General features: G+C 56.1%; 18 protein-coding genes. 1 reads left to right on the forward strand and 17 read right to left on the reverse strand.

Annotation, left to right across the window (positions count from 1 at the left end; genetic code table 11):
• The first annotated feature begins 98 nt into the window (after positions 1-98).
• Positions 99-2,933, forward strand: a complete 2,835-nt coding sequence (gene uvrA / locus OPU96_RS15200) for an excinuclease ABC subunit UvrA (protein ID WP_305391612.1) — start codon at positions 99-101, stop codon at positions 2,931-2,933.
• Positions 2,934-3,000: 67 nt separating this feature from the next.
• Here the strand turns inward: uvrA and bfr are convergent, their stop codons facing one another.
• The 17 genes from bfr to rplE all read right to left on the reverse strand — a co-directional run bounded on the left by bfr (position 3,001) and on the right by rplE (position 13,266).
• Entirely contained in the window at positions 3,001-3,465 is a 465-nt protein-coding gene (gene bfr / locus OPU96_RS15205) for a bacterioferritin (protein ID WP_003176400.1), read from the reverse strand.
• Positions 3,466-3,620: 155 nt separating this feature from the next.
• Complete coding sequence (locus OPU96_RS15210; RefSeq protein ID WP_498559300.1) at positions 3,621-5,069, reverse strand: catalase; 1,449 nt, start codon at positions 5,067-5,069, stop codon at positions 3,621-3,623.
• A 238-nt stretch (positions 5,070-5,307) separates the two neighbouring features.
• A complete protein-coding gene (gene rplQ / locus OPU96_RS15215; protein ID WP_003176402.1) occupies positions 5,308-5,694 on the reverse strand; it encodes a 50S ribosomal protein L17 in 387 nt (128 codons plus the stop codon).
• A 41-nt stretch (positions 5,695-5,735) separates the two neighbouring features.
• Positions 5,736-6,737: a DNA-directed RNA polymerase subunit alpha gene (locus OPU96_RS15220; protein ID WP_003176403.1), complete on the reverse strand. Its 1,002-nt coding sequence runs from the start codon at positions 6,735-6,737 to the stop codon at positions 5,736-5,738.
• 22 nt (positions 6,738-6,759) lie between these two features.
• Positions 6,760-7,380 (reverse strand): 30S ribosomal protein S4, encoded by a 621-nt coding sequence (gene rpsD / locus OPU96_RS15225; RefSeq protein ID WP_003210056.1) that lies wholly within the window; start codon positions 7,378-7,380, stop codon positions 6,760-6,762.
• An 18-nt stretch (positions 7,381-7,398) separates the two neighbouring features.
• Positions 7,399-7,788 carry a 30S ribosomal protein S11 gene (gene rpsK / locus OPU96_RS15230; RefSeq protein ID WP_002555466.1) on the reverse strand — a complete coding sequence of 130 codons (390 nt, stop codon included), beginning with the start codon at positions 7,786-7,788 and terminating at the stop codon, positions 7,399-7,401.
• A 30-nt stretch (positions 7,789-7,818) separates the two neighbouring features.
• Positions 7,819-8,175 carry a 30S ribosomal protein S13 gene (gene rpsM / locus OPU96_RS15235; RefSeq protein ID WP_003194635.1) on the reverse strand — a complete coding sequence of 119 codons (357 nt, stop codon included), beginning with the start codon at positions 8,173-8,175 and terminating at the stop codon, positions 7,819-7,821.
• Positions 8,176-8,304: 129 nt separating this feature from the next.
• Positions 8,305-8,421 (reverse strand): 50S ribosomal protein L36, encoded by a 117-nt coding sequence (rpmJ, locus tag OPU96_RS15240; RefSeq protein WP_002555468.1) that lies wholly within the window; start codon positions 8,419-8,421, stop codon positions 8,305-8,307.
• Between the two features lie 27 nt (positions 8,422-8,448).
• Positions 8,449-9,777 (reverse strand): preprotein translocase subunit SecY, encoded by a 1,329-nt coding sequence (gene secY, locus OPU96_RS15245; RefSeq protein ID WP_017736663.1) that lies wholly within the window; start codon positions 9,775-9,777, stop codon positions 8,449-8,451.
• Complete coding sequence (gene rplO, locus OPU96_RS15250) at positions 9,778-10,215, reverse strand: 50S ribosomal protein L15 (RefSeq protein ID WP_003176407.1); 438 nt, start codon at positions 10,213-10,215, stop codon at positions 9,778-9,780. It abuts the gene before it with no gap.
• A gap of 3 nt (positions 10,216-10,218) precedes the next feature.
• Positions 10,219-10,395, reverse strand: a complete 177-nt coding sequence (gene rpmD / locus OPU96_RS15255; protein ID WP_003186033.1) for a 50S ribosomal protein L30 — start codon at positions 10,393-10,395, stop codon at positions 10,219-10,221.
• 2 nt (positions 10,396-10,397) lie between these two features.
• Complete coding sequence (rpsE, locus tag OPU96_RS15260) at positions 10,398-10,898, reverse strand: 30S ribosomal protein S5 (RefSeq protein WP_003176409.1); 501 nt, start codon at positions 10,896-10,898, stop codon at positions 10,398-10,400.
• A gap of 3 nt (positions 10,899-10,901) precedes the next feature.
• Entirely contained in the window at positions 10,902-11,252 is a 351-nt protein-coding gene (gene rplR, locus OPU96_RS15265) for a 50S ribosomal protein L18 (protein WP_017736664.1), read from the reverse strand.
• 10 nt (positions 11,253-11,262) lie between these two features.
• Complete coding sequence (gene rplF, locus OPU96_RS15270) at positions 11,263-11,796, reverse strand: 50S ribosomal protein L6 (protein ID WP_003176412.1); 534 nt, start codon at positions 11,794-11,796, stop codon at positions 11,263-11,265.
• Between the two features lie 12 nt (positions 11,797-11,808).
• Positions 11,809-12,201: a 30S ribosomal protein S8 gene (gene rpsH, locus OPU96_RS15275; protein ID WP_192299100.1), complete on the reverse strand. Its 393-nt coding sequence runs from the start codon at positions 12,199-12,201 to the stop codon at positions 11,809-11,811.
• A 206-nt stretch (positions 12,202-12,407) separates the two neighbouring features.
• Complete coding sequence (gene rpsN, locus OPU96_RS15280) at positions 12,408-12,713, reverse strand: 30S ribosomal protein S14 (protein ID WP_003176414.1); 306 nt, start codon at positions 12,711-12,713, stop codon at positions 12,408-12,410.
• Positions 12,714-12,726: 13 nt separating this feature from the next.
• Positions 12,727-13,266, reverse strand: a complete 540-nt coding sequence (gene rplE / locus OPU96_RS15285) for a 50S ribosomal protein L5 (RefSeq protein WP_003194642.1) — start codon at positions 13,264-13,266, stop codon at positions 12,727-12,729.
• Positions 13,267-13,285: the final 19 nt, after the last annotated feature.

Below are 13,285 nucleotides of genomic sequence, written 5' to 3' on the forward strand. Positions count from 1 at the left end.
TTTCATGTAAGGCTGCAAGCGGCCACTTGACAGTGTATATTCATCCAGTCTTTAGCCGTATACTCCTGCATTATTTACGCCCGCCGTGCGAGGCCATCTTGGACAAGATCCTGATTCGTGGGGCTAGAACCCACAACCTGAAGAACATCGACCTGACCCTGCCCCGGGACAAACTGATCGTCATCACCGGCTTGTCCGGGTCCGGCAAATCGTCCCTGGCGTTCGACACGCTGTATGCCGAAGGCCAGCGGCGCTATGTGGAATCGTTGTCGGCCTATGCCCGGCAGTTCCTGTCGATGATGGAAAAACCCGACGTCGACACGATTGAAGGCCTCTCGCCGGCGATCTCCATCGAACAGAAGTCGACCTCCCATAACCCGCGCTCCACCGTGGGCACCATCACCGAAATCTACGACTACCTGCGTCTTCTCTATGCGCGCGTAGGTATCCCGCGCTGCCCGGACCACGACATTCCCTTGGAAGCCCAGACCGTCAGCCAGATGGTTGACCTGGTACTGGCACAGCCGGAAGGCGCCAAGCTGATGCTGCTGGCGCCGGTGATTCGCGAACGCAAGGGCGAACACCTTTCCGTCTTCGAGGAGCTTCGCGCACAAGGTTTCGTACGCGCGCGGATCAACGGCAAGCTCTATGAGCTGGATGAAGCGCCGAAACTCGACAAGCAGAAGAAGCACTCCATCGATGTCGTGGTGGACCGCTTCAAGGTGCGGGCCGACCTGCAACAGCGCCTGGCGGAATCGTTCGAGACAGCACTGAAGCTGGCAGACGGCATTGCCCTGGTGGCGCCGATGGACGACGAGCCGGGTGAAGAAATCATCTTCTCCGCGCGCTTTGCCTGCCCGATCTGTGGGCACGCCATCAGTGAGCTGGAACCCAAGCTGTTTTCCTTCAACAACCCGGCCGGCGCGTGCCCGACTTGCGATGGCCTCGGTGTGAAGCAGTTCTTCGACATCAAGCGCCTGGTCAACGGCGAGCTGACCCTGGCGGAGGGCGCGATACGCGGCTGGGACCGGCGCAACGTCTACTACTTCCAGATGCTGGGCTCGTTGGCGTCACACTACAAATTCAGCCTCGAAGTGCCGTTCAACCAACTGCCGGCGGATCAGCAGAAGGTCATCCTCCACGGCAGCGGCACGCAGAATGTCGACTTCAAGTACCTGAACGACCGTGGCGACATCGTTAAACGCTCCCACCCGTTCGAAGGCATCGTGCCGAACCTGGAGCGCCGCTACCGCGAAACCGAATCGGCGAGCGTGCGCGAAGAACTGGCGAAGTTCCTAAGCACCCAACCGTGCCCGGATTGCCGGGGCACTCGTTTACGTCGCGAGGCGCGGCATGTGTGGGTAGGCGAGAAGACGTTGCCGGCGGTAACCAACCTGCCTATTGGTGATGCCTGCGAGTACTTTGGCGTGCTTAAACTGACAGGCCGTCGCGGGGAAATTGCCGACAAGATCCTCAAGGAAATTCGCGAGCGACTGCAGTTCCTGGTCAATGTGGGCCTGGACTACCTGTCGCTGGATCGCAGCGCGGATACCTTGTCGGGCGGTGAAGCCCAGCGGATTCGCCTGGCCAGCCAGATTGGTGCCGGTCTTGTCGGGGTGCTGTACATCCTTGATGAGCCGTCCATTGGCTTGCACCAACGGGACAACGATCGCCTGCTCGGCACGCTGAAACACCTGCGGGACATTGGCAACACCGTGATCGTGGTCGAACACGACGAAGATGCGATTCGCCTGGCGGACTACGTCGTCGACATTGGCCCGGGCGCCGGTGTGCATGGTGGGCATATTGTCGCTGAAGGTACGCCTGCCGAAGTCATGGCGCACCCGGACTCACTGACCGGCAAGTACCTGTCTGGTCGCGTCAAGATTGAAGTGCCGGCCAAACGGACACCGCGCAACAAGAAGCTGGCGTTGCACCTCAAGGGTGCGCGCGGGAATAACTTGCGCAATGTCGACCTGGAAATCCCGCTTGGCCTGCTGACCTGCGTGACAGGCGTTTCCGGCTCAGGCAAGTCGACGCTGATCAACAACACCCTGTTCCCGCTGAGCGCTACCGCCTTGAATGGCGCGACCACCCTGGAAGCAGCGGCGCACGACAGCATCAAGGGCCTGGAACACCTGGACAAAGTAGTCGACATCGACCAGAGCCCGATCGGTCGCACGCCACGCTCAAACCCAGCGACCTATACCGGGCTGTTCACGCCGATCCGCGAATTGTTTGCCGGCGTTCCGGAGTCCCGTTCGCGGGGCTACGGGCCAGGCCGGTTCTCGTTCAACGTCAAGGGTGGACGCTGCGAAGCCTGTCAGGGCGATGGCTTGATCAAGGTGGAAATGCACTTCCTTCCGGACATCTACGTGCCGTGTGATGTGTGCAAGAGCAAGCGCTACAACCGCGAAACCCTGGAGATCAAATACAAGGGCAAGAGCATCCATGAAACCCTGGAGATGACCATCGAGGAAGCGCGGGTGTTCTTCGATGCAGTCCCGGCGTTGGCGCGCAAGCTGCAAACACTGATGGATGTGGGCCTGTCGTATATCAAGCTGGGGCAATCGGCGACCACGTTGTCCGGTGGTGAGGCGCAACGGGTCAAGCTGTCGCGCGAGCTGTCCAAGCGCGATACCGGCAAGACCCTCTACATCCTCGATGAACCGACAACCGGCCTGCACTTTGCGGACATCCAGCAACTGCTGGACGTGTTGCACCGCTTGCGCGACCACGGAAACACGGTGGTCGTGATCGAGCACAACCTGGATGTGATCAAAACCGCCGACTGGCTGGTGGACCTTGGGCCGGAAGGCGGCTCCAAAGGTGGCCAGATCATCGCGGTAGGTACGCCGGAGCAGGTCTCCGAGATGCCTCAGTCGCACACCGGTTACTACTTGAAACCGTTGTTGGCCCGCGACCGGGCCTGACTTTATCGGGCCCAATGAAAAGCCCCGGTCACCGCTAAGGTGACCGGGGCTTTTTTATAGCCGGGAATCAGAACTGCGATTGCAGGTAATTTTCCAGGCCAATGAGCTTGATCAGGCCCAACTGCTTCTCCAGCCAGTAGGTGTGATCTTCTTCGGTATCGTTCAGCTGCACGCGGAGGATTTCACGAGTGACATAGTCGTTGTGCTGTTCGCAGAGTTCGATGCCTTTGCAGAGTGCAGCACGGACTTTGTATTCCAATCGCAGGTCGGCAGCGAGCATGTCAGGCACTGTCGTACCTACATCCAGGTCATCGGGACGCATACGTGGCGTGCCTTCGAGCATCAGGATACGGCGCATCAGCGCGTCGGCGTGCTGTGCCTCTTCTTCCATTTCGTGGTTGATACGCTCGTAGAGCTCAGTAAAGCCCCAGTCTTCGTACATACGCGAATGGATGAAATATTGGTCACGAGCTGCCAGTTCGCCCGTCAGCAACGTGTTGAGGTAATCGATTACGTCGGGGTGACCTTGCATCGCCCTACATCTCCCTGCTTGAAAGTCTGTAGTTTGAACCATGATGACTTGGAGGTCACGGGATCAACGGCAGAAAAGTGAAGATTTTCGCAGAAAAGTAGCTGAAATAACGCAAAAACCGCCCAAATGAGGGCGGTTCTGCTTATCGTTTAGAGTCAGTTAAGCGATACACCCAACGCCTTTGCGATTGCTTCTCCATAAGCCGGGTCGGCCTTTTGGAAGTGCGCCAGTTGACGCTGAACCACATCACTGGAAACCCCAGCCATTGCGCCGGCGATGTTGTTGACGAGCAAGTCTTTCTGCTCGGCGCTCATCAAGCGAAACAGTGCACCCGCGTGGCTGTAGTAATCCGTGTCTTCGCGGTGATCGTAACGGTCTGCGGCACCGCTCAGGGCCAGCGCGGGCTCTGCGTACTGAGGCGCTTGTTTAGGCGCATCGGCGTAGCTGTTCGGCTCGTAGTTAGGTGTACCACCGCCATTGCTGCCGAACGCCATCGAACCGTCGCGCTGATAGCTGTTCACCGGGCTACGTGGGGCGTTCACCGGCAGCTGCTGGTGGTTGGTGCCGACACGGTAGCGATGGGCATCTGCGTAGGCGAATACACGGCCCTGCAGCATGCGGTCCGGCGACAGGCCTACACCCGGAACCATATTGCTCGGTCCAAACGCAGCTTGTTCGACTTCAGCGAAGTAGTTCTGCGGATTACGGTTGAGTTCCAGTTCACCCACTTCGATCAGCGGGAATTCCTTATGCGACCAGGTCTTGGTCACGTCAAAAGGGTTCTCGTAGTGCGCATTGGCCTGGGCCTCCGTCATGATCTGGATGCACACGCGCCATTTCGGGAAGTCACCACGCTCGATCGCACCGAACAGATCGCGCTGCGCGTAATCGGGGTCTGTACCGGCCAGGCGAGCGGCTTCAGCTGGAGCCAGATTCTTGATGCCCTGCTTGGTTTTGTAGTGCCACTTTACCCAGTGACGCTCACCCTTGGCGTTGATCAGGCTGTAGGTGTGGCTACCGAAGCCGTGCATGTGACGATAGCCATCCGGGATACCACGGTCCGAAAACAGGATGGTGACCTGATGCAGCGCTTCTGGAGAATGCGACCAGAAATCCCACATCATCTGCGCGCTTTTCAGATTGCTCTGGGGCAGACGCTTCTGGGTGTGGATGAAGTCAGGAAATTTCAGCGGGTCACGGATGAAGAACACAGGGGTGTTGTTACCCACGATGTCCCAGTTGCCTTCTTCGGTGTAGAACTTCAGAGCAAAGCCACGAGGGTCACGCTCTGTATCCGCCGAGCCACGCTCGCCGCCTACCGTGGAAAACCGCAGGAAGGTGGGGGTTTGCTTACCTACGCTCTCGAACAGCTTGGCGCTGGTGTATTGGGTAATATCTTTGCTTACCGTGAAAGTACCGTAGGCGCCTGAACCCTTGGCGTGCACGCGTCGCTCAGGGATGTTTTCACGGTTGAAGTGAGCGAGCTTCTCGATCAGGTGGAAGTCGTCGAGCAGCAACGGACCACGCGGGCCGGCGGAACGGGAATTCTGATTGTCCGCGACGGGAGCGCCGCTGGCGGTGGTAAGAACTTTATTCTGGCTCATGCTCAATTTTCCTCAGGTCGGACTTGGAACTGCCGGCTAATCGGCTTGGATAGAGTATTGGTCATCCATATGACGCCTACAAATTCATTAAATTGTAAGCATCGATAGAGAATAACTACCAACCCCCTAAACACCATAGTGCCGAGCACCACCTGTGGAAGCTTGTACCTATCGCGCTATTTCTTACGCGCACAAAAAACCGGGCACTAGGCCCGGTTCTTCGTTACAGACTGACGTCTTACTCGGCGCTTACAGCTTCGCCGGCAGTAGCACGATCAACCAACTCGACGTACGCCATAGGCGCGTTGTCGCCAGCGCGGAAACCGCACTTGAGGATGCGCAGGTAGCCACCCTCACGGGTAGCGTAACGCTTGCCCAGGTCGTTGAAGAGCTTACCAACGATAGCTTTCGAACGGGTACGGTCGAAAGCCAGACGGCGGTTAGCCAGGCTGTCTGTCTTGGCCAAAGTGATCAGCGGCTCAGCAACGCGACGCAGTTCTTTAGCTTTCGGCAGTGTAGTTTTGATCAGCTCGTGCTCGAACAGCGACACCGCCATGTTTTGGAACATGGCCTTGCGGTGCGAGCTGGTACGGCTCAGGTGACGACCACTTTTACGATGACGCATGGTTCATTCCTTACCAAACTCACGTTCGGTGATTACGACGATCAGGCAGTCGCCTTGTCGTCCTTCTTAAGACTTGCAGGCGGCCAGTTGTCGAGGCGCATGCCGAGGGACAGACCGCGGGAGGCCAGAACGTCCTTGATTTCAGTCAAGGATTTCTTGCCCAGGTTCGGAGTCTTCAACAGTTCTACTTCGGTACGCTGAATCAGGTCGCCGATGTAGTAAATGTTTTCCGCCTTAAGGCAGTTAGCCGAACGTACAGTCAGTTCCAGATCGTCAACCGGGCGAAGCAGGATCGGATCGATCTCGTCTTCCTGCTCGATTACCACTGGTTCGCTGTCACCTTTGAGGTCGACGAACGCAGCCAACTGCTGTTGCAGGATGGTTGCAGCGCGGCGGATAGCCTCTTCAGGATCCAGAGTACCGTTGGTTTCCAGATCAATAACCAGCTTGTCCAGGTTAGTACGCTGCTCGACACGGGCGTTTTCCACCACGTATGCGATACGGCGAACCGGGCTGAACGAAGAGTCAAGCTGCAAGCGACCAATGCTGCGGCTTTCGTCTTCATCGCTCTGACGCGAGTCGGCCGGTTCATAACCACGACCACGAGCTACGGTGAGCTTCATGTTCAGGGCGCCGTTAGACGCCAGGTTAGCGATTACGTGATCGGGGTTAACGATCTCGACATCATGATCCAGCTGAATATCGGCAGCGGTAACCACCCCCGAACCCTTCTTCGACAAGGTCAGCGTAACTTCGTCACGGCCGTGCAGCTTGATAGCCAGACCTTTAAGGTTCAACAGGATTTCAATTACGTCTTCCTGTACACCTTCGATGGCGCTGTACTCGTGGAGCACACCGTCAATCTCGGCCTCGACTACTGCACAGCCGGGCATTGAGGACAACAGGATGCGGCGCAGCGCGTTGCCCAGGGTGTGGCCAAAACCACGCTCGAGAGGCTCGAGAGTGATCTTGGCGCGGGTTGGACTGACAACCTGCACATCAATGTGGCGGGGTGTCAGGAACTCATTTACCGAAATCTGCATGGATGCACCTATTTTCTAGCCCTTACTTGGAGTAGAGCTCGACAATCAGGCTTTCGTTGATGTCGGCGGACAGATCACTGCGAGCTGGAACGTTCTTGAAAACGCCCGACTTCTTCTCAGTGTCTACTTCTACCCATTCTACGCGGCCACGTTGGGCACACAGATCGAGAGCTTGGACAATGCGAAGTTGGTTTTTTGCTTTCTCGCGAATCGCAACCACGTCACCAGCACGAACCTGGTAGGACGGGACGTTAACGGTTTGGCCGTTTACGCTGACGGATTTGTGCGATACCAGCTGACGGGATTCGGCACGAGTAGAACCAAAGCCCATACGGTATACAACGTTGTCCAGACGGCATTCGAGCAGTTGCAGCAGGTTTTCACCGGTTGCACCTTTCTTGCCAGCAGCTTCTTTGTAGTAGCCGCTGAACTGACGCTCGAGAACGCCGTAGATACGACGGACCTTCTGCTTTTCACGCAGTTGGGTGCCGTAGTCGGACTGGCGACCGCGGCGTTGGCCGTGGATACCAGGTGCTGCTTCAATGTTGCACTTCGATTCGATCGCGCGCACGCCGCTCTTCAGGAAGAGATCGGTGCCTTCGCGACGAGCGAGTTTGCATTTTGGACCAATGTAACGAGCCATTCTTTACAATCTCCTGGATTACACGCGGCGCTTCTTCGGCGGACGGCACCCGTTGTGCGGGATTGGCGTCACGTCGGTGATGCTGGCGATCTTATAGCCACAGCCGTTCAAAGCACGGACAGCAGACTCACGACCTGGACCTGGACCTTTGACGTTAACGTCGAGGTTTTTCAGGCCATATTCCAGCGCAGCTTGACCAGCACGTTCAGCAGCTACTTGAGCAGCAAACGGGGTGGACTTGCGGGAACCGCGGAAACCCGAACCACCAGAGGTAGCCCAAGAAAGCGCGTTACCTTGACGGTCGGTGATGGTCACGATGGTGTTGTTAAAAGAAGCATGGATGTGGGCGATGCCATCAACCACTGTCTTTTTAACTTTTTTACGAGGACGAGCAGCAGGTTTTGCCATGATAATTTTCCTGTCGATTCGCTGGGGCGATTACTTGCGGATCGGCTTACGCGGACCTTTACGGGTACGCGCGTTAGTCTTGGTACGCTGACCGCGTACTGGAAGACCACGACGATGACGCAGACCGCGATAGCAACCGAGGTCCATCAAACGCTTGATTTTCATGTTGATTTCGCGACGCAGATCACCTTCAGTGGTGAACTTCGCCACTTCGCCACGCAGCTGTTCAATCTGCTCGTCGCTCAGATCCTTGATCTTAGCGGCTGGGTTTACCCCAGCAACTGCGCAAATTTTCTGCGCAGTAGTGCGACCAACACCATAGATGTAGGTCAGCGAGATAACAGTGTGCTTGTTATCTGGAATGTTAACGCCTGCAATACGGGCCATTCAGTGGGACTCCAATTGACAGCTACCTACGCCCCGGAAGCCAAGAAATAGGGCGCGAGATAATATCGCTGTAATAACAAATAATCAACCCGGCAGCGCACTAGCTGCCGGGCTTCAAGCGGATCACACTCAGCCTTGGCGCTGTTTGTGACGCGGTTCCGCGCTGCAAATTACTCGAACAACACCTTCGCGGCGAATAATCTTGCAGTTACGGCACAGCTTTTTCACCGATGCACGAACTTTCATCACCAACTCCTCGAACCTTATGGGTACTCAGCGCAACATGCCGCTGCCGTAGCCCTTCAGGTTGGCTTTCTTCATCAGGGATTCGTACTGGTGCGAAACGAGGTGCGATTGTACTTGGGACATGAAGTCCATCACAACCACGACGACGATCAGCAACGAGGTCCCGCCAAGGTAGAACGGAACGTTTGCTGCAACCACCAGGAACTGGGGCAGCAAGCACACGGCCGTCATATATAGAGCACCGAACAGGGTCAAACGAGTCAGAACGCCATCAATGTAGCGTGCCGACTGCTCACCTGGACGGATGCCCGGAATAAAGGCACCGGACTTCTTCAGGTTTTCCGCTACGTCTTTCGGATTGAACATCAACGCCGTATAGAAGAAGCAGAAGAAAATAATCCCTGCACTAAACAGCAGAATATTCAACGGCTGACCAGGAGCGATCGACTGAGAGAGGTCCTGCAGCCAGCCCATATTTTCAGACTGACCAAACCAGGTACCCAACGAAGCCGGAAACAGCAAAATGCTGCTCGCGAAAATTGCCGGGATAACACCGGCCATATTCACTTTCAGCGGCAAGTGGCTGGTCTGCGCAGCAAAAACCTTACGGCCCTGCTGACGCTTGGCGTAGTGAACAGCAATACGACGCTGGCCACGCTCAATGAACACCACAAAACCGATAATCGCTACTGCCAGCAAACCGATGGCAACCAGGGCAAAAATATTGATATCACCCTGACGCGCAGACTCGAAAGACTGCCCGATTGCTCTCGGAAGACCGGCGACGATACCTGCGAAAATCAACATCGAGATACCGTTACCAACACCACGCTCAGTAATCTGCTCACCCAGCCACATCATGAACATCGCACCAGCCACAAAAGTGGATACCGCGACGAAATGGAAGCCAAAGTCACCAGTGAACGCAACGCCCTGCCCCGCCAGGCCAACGGACATGCCGATAGCTTGAACCAGGGCGAGAGCGACAGTGCCGTAGCGGGTGTACTGGCTAATCTTGCGACGGCCAGCTTCACCTTCCTTCTTCAACTGCTCCAGCTGCGGGCTGACGGCGGTCATCAGTTGCATGATGATCGATGCCGAAATGTACGGCATGATCCCCAGTGCAAAGATGCTCATCCGTTCCAGCGCGCCGCCGGAAAACATGTTGAACAAGCTAAGAATGGTCCCCTCATTCTGTCGAAACAGGTCTGCGAGTCGGTCCGGGTTGATACCTGGAACCGGGATGTGTGCGCCTATTCGGTAGACGATAATCGCCAGGAACAGAAAACGCAGACGAGCCCAAAGTTCAGACATACCGCCTTTGCCGAGCGCTGAGAGAGCACCTTGCTTAGCCATTTATTCCTCGAACTTGCCGCCAGCTGCTTCGATAGCCGAACGCGCACCTTTGGTGGCGCCGATTCCCTTGCCGATAGTGACAGCGCGAGTCACTTCACCGGACAGCATGATTTTCACACGCTGTACGTTGACGTTGATCACGTTGGCATCTTTCAGGGTCTGCACAGTAACGATGTCGCCTTCCACTTTAGCCAGCTCGGACAGACGCACTTCTGCGCGATCCATGGCTTTCAGGGATACGAAACCGAACTTAGGCAGGCGACGATGCAGCGGCTGTTGACCGCCTTCAAAGCCTGGAGCGATGGTGCCACCGGAGCGGGAGGTTTGACCTTTGTGGCCACGGCCACCAGTCTTACCCAAACCGCTACCGATACCACGGCCCGGACGATGCTTTTCGCGACGGGAACCCGGCGCTGGACTCAGATCATTGAGTTTCATCGATTAACCCTCGACACGCAGCATGTAGTAAGCCTTGTTGATCATCCCGCGATTCTCGGGAGTATCAAGTACTTCTACAGTGTGACCGATGCGACGCAGACCCAGACCCTTAACGCACAGTTTGTGGTTAGGGATGCGGCCGGTCATGCTTTTGATCAGCGTTACTTTAACGGTAGCCATGATCAGAAGATCTCCTTGACAGTCAGGCCACGCTTAGCAGCGATGGACTCAGGAGATTGCATAGCTTTCAAACCTTTGAAAGTGGCGTGAACCACGTTTACCGGGTTAGTCGAGCCGTAGCACTTGGCCAGAACGTTCTGAACGCCAGCAACTTCGAGGACAGCACGCATAGCGCCGCCAGCGATGATACCGGTACCTTCAGAAGCAGGCTGCATGTACACCTTCGAAGCGCCATGGGCGGACTTCATTGCGTACTGCAGAGTGGTGCCGTTCAGGTCAACTTGGATCATGTTGCGACGAGCAGCTTCCATTGCCTTCTGGATCGCAGCAGGCACTTCACGCGACTTGCCACGGCCGAAGCCAACACGGCCTTTACCATCACCAACCACGGTCAACGCGGTGAAGGTGAAGATACGGCCGCCTTTAACGGTTTTGGCTACGCGGTTAACTTGAACCAGCTTCTCAATGTAGCCTTCGTCGCGCTTTTGGTCGTTATTTGACATAACTTAGAACTCCAGCCCAGCTTCACGAGCGCCATCAGCAAGCGCTTTCACGCGGCCATGGTACTTGAAGCCAGAGCGGTCGAAAGCCACTTGCGAGACGCCAGCGGCCTTAGCACGCGTAGCGACCAGCTGGCCAACCTTAGTGGCCGCGTCGATGTTGCCAGTGGCACCATCACGCAGTTCTTTATCCAAAGTCGAGGCGCTTGCCAGGACTTTGTTGCCGTCGGCCGAGATGACCTGGGCGTAGATGTGCTGCGACGAGCGGAACACGCAGAGACGCACGACTTCGAGTTCGTGCATTTTCAGGCGTGCTTTGCGAGCGCGACGCAGTCGAGTAACTTTTTTGTCGGTCATTTGCTATGCCCTACTTCTTCTTGGCTTCTTTACGACGGACGACTTCGTCCGCGTAGCGCACACCTTTGCCTTTGTACGGCTCTGGTGGACGGAAGTCGCGGATCTCAGCAGCCACTTGACCTACCAGTTGCTTGTCGATGCCCTTGATCAGGATATCGGTCTGGCTAGGAGTCTCAGCGGTGATGCCTTCCGGCAGTTCGTAATCCACTGGGTGCGAGAAGCCAAGGGCCAGGTTCAAAACCGTGCCTTTTGCTTGCGCTTTGTAACCAACACCGACCAGCTGGAGCTTGCGCTCGAAGCCTTGGCTTACGCCTTGGACCATGTTGTTTACCAACGCACGCGTGGTACCGGCCATTGCGCGAGTTTGTTGATCGCCATTGCGAGCAGCGAAACGCAGCTCACCAGCTTCTTCAACGATCTCAACGGACGAATGGATGTTCAGTTCAAGAGTACCCTTGGCACCCTTCACCGAAAGCTGTTGGCCTGCGAATTTTACTTCGACACCGGCTGGCAGCTTAACGGGGTTCTTAGCGACGCGAGACATGCTTATCCCCCCTTAGAACACAGTGCAAAGAACTTCGCCGCCGACACCGGCAGCGCGCGCAGCACGATCCGTCATCACACCTTTGTTGGTGGAGACGATAGACACGCCCAGACCGCCACGAACTTTCGGCAGATCTTCAGCGGACTTGTACTGACGCAGGCCTGGACGGCTAACGCGCTTCACTTCCTCGATGACCGAACGGCCTTCGAAGTACTTCAGCTCGATGGACAGCAGTGCTTTAACATCGCTGCTGATCTGATAATCCGCAATGTAGCCTTCGTCTTTCAGGACTTTGGCAACAGCTACCTTCAACTTGGAAGATGGCATGCTTACGACGGACTTTTCAGCCATCTGGGCATTACGGATACGAGTTAGCATGTCCGCTAACGGGTCCTGCATACTCATGGGCTAGACGCTCCTAATACAAAAAAATTAGCCTTGCGGCTACATATATCGCCGAGAATCTCCGGGTAAAAAACACGGGCTCAGGCGAGCCGCGTATTTTAGACACACTCCGGAAATGAAACAAGCCCCAAAAGGGGCTTGTTCCAGATTCAAGGTCACCGGCGGTCAGTATCTTTCGATTCAGACCACCCGGACGTTGAAAGTACTTACCAGCTGGCTTTAACCAGACCTGGTACGTCACCACGCATTGCCGCTTCACGCAGTTTGTTACGGCCGAGGCCGAACTTGCGGTAAACGCCGTGTGGACGACCGGTCAGGCGGCAGCGGTTACGCATGCGCGAAGCGCTTGCGTCACGTGGCTGCTTCTGCAGAGCTACTGTAGCTTCCCAACGTGCTTCTGGACTTGCGTTCAGATCAACGATGATTGCTTTCAGTGCTGCACGCTTCTTGGCGTACTTGGCAACCGTGAGCTGACGCTTCAGCTCGCGGTTTTTCATGCTCATCTTGGCCATGGTCCTACTCCAATCAGTTGCGGAACGGGAATTTGAAAGCACGCAACAGGGCGCGACCTTCATCATCGTTCTTGGCAGTGGTGGTCAGGGTGATGTCCAGACCGCGGAGAGCATCGATCTTGTCGTAGTCGATTTCCGGGAAGATGATCTGCTCTTTCACGCCCATGCTGTAGTTACCACGACCATCGAAGGACTTGGCATTCAGGCCGCGGAAGTCGCGAACCCGAGGCAGGGAGATCGACAGCAGACGATCCAGGAATTCGTACATACGCTCACGGCGCAGGGTCACTTTGACGCCGATCGGCCAACCTTCACGGACTTTAAAGCCAGCGATGGATTTCCGAGCGTAGGTCACAACGACTTTCTGGCCGGTGATCTTTTCCAGGTCAGCAACAGCGTGCTCGATGACTTTTTTGTCGCCGATCGCTTCGCCCAGACCCATGTTCAGGGTGATTTTGGTAACGCGCGGAACTTCCATCACGTTCCCAAGCTTAAGTTCTTCCTTAAGCTTAGGGGCGATTTCCTTCCGGTAAATCTCTTGTAGTCGTGCCATGGTCTAATCTACCTAGCAG

The sequence above is a fragment of the Pseudomonas sp. RP-B7 genome, from assembly GCF_059803535.1.

Bases quoted from the DNA above. Each gene is read 5' to 3' on its own strand.
- rpsE (WP_003176409.1), bottom strand. From the start codon at position 10,898: ATGTCAAATAACGACCAAAAGCGCGACGAAGGCTACATTGAGAAGCTG.
- rplR (WP_017736664.1), bottom strand. From the start codon at position 11,252: ATGACCGACAAAAAAGTTACTCGACTGCGTCGCGCTCGCAAAGCACGC.
- OPU96_RS15210 (WP_498559300.1), bottom strand. From the start codon at position 5,069: ATGAGCCAGAATAAAGTTCTTACCACCGCCAGCGGCGCTCCCGTCGCG.
- rplO (WP_003176407.1), bottom strand. From the start codon at position 10,215: ATGAAACTCAATGATCTGAGTCCAGCGCCGGGTTCCCGTCGCGAAAAG.
- bfr (WP_003176400.1), bottom strand. From the start codon at position 3,465: ATGCAAGGTCACCCCGACGTAATCGATTACCTCAACACGTTGCTGACG.
- rpsK (WP_002555466.1), bottom strand. From the start codon at position 7,788: ATGGCAAAACCTGCTGCTCGTCCTCGTAAAAAAGTTAAAAAGACAGTG.
- rpmD (WP_003186033.1), bottom strand. From the start codon at position 10,395: ATGGCTACCGTTAAAGTAACGCTGATCAAAAGCATGACCGGCCGCATC.
- rpsH (WP_192299100.1), bottom strand. From the start codon at position 12,201: ATGAGTATGCAGGACCCGTTAGCGGACATGCTAACTCGTATCCGTAAT.
- rpsN (WP_003176414.1), bottom strand. From the start codon at position 12,713: ATGGCCAAGATGAGCATGAAAAACCGCGAGCTGAAGCGTCAGCTCACG.
- OPU96_RS15220 (WP_003176403.1), bottom strand. From the start codon at position 6,737: ATGCAGATTTCGGTAAATGAGTTCCTGACACCCCGCCACATTGATGTG.
- rpsM (WP_003194635.1), bottom strand. From the start codon at position 8,175: ATGGCCCGTATTGCAGGCGTTAACATTCCAGATAACAAGCACACTGTT.
- rpsD (WP_003210056.1), bottom strand. From the start codon at position 7,380: ATGGCTCGTTACATTGGTCCAAAATGCAAACTCGCTCGTCGCGAAGGC.
- rpmJ (WP_002555468.1), bottom strand. From the start codon at position 8,421: ATGAAAGTTCGTGCATCGGTGAAAAAGCTGTGCCGTAACTGCAAGATT.
- rplE (WP_003194642.1), bottom strand. From the start codon at position 13,266: ATGGCACGACTACAAGAGATTTACCGGAAGGAAATCGCCCCTAAGCTT.
- rplF (WP_003176412.1), bottom strand. From the start codon at position 11,796: ATGTCTCGCGTCGCTAAGAACCCCGTTAAGCTGCCAGCCGGTGTCGAA.
- rplQ (WP_003176402.1), bottom strand. From the start codon at position 5,694: ATGCGTCATCGTAAAAGTGGTCGTCACCTGAGCCGTACCAGCTCGCAC.
- secY (WP_017736663.1), bottom strand. From the start codon at position 9,777: ATGGCTAAGCAAGGTGCTCTCTCAGCGCTCGGCAAAGGCGGTATGTCT.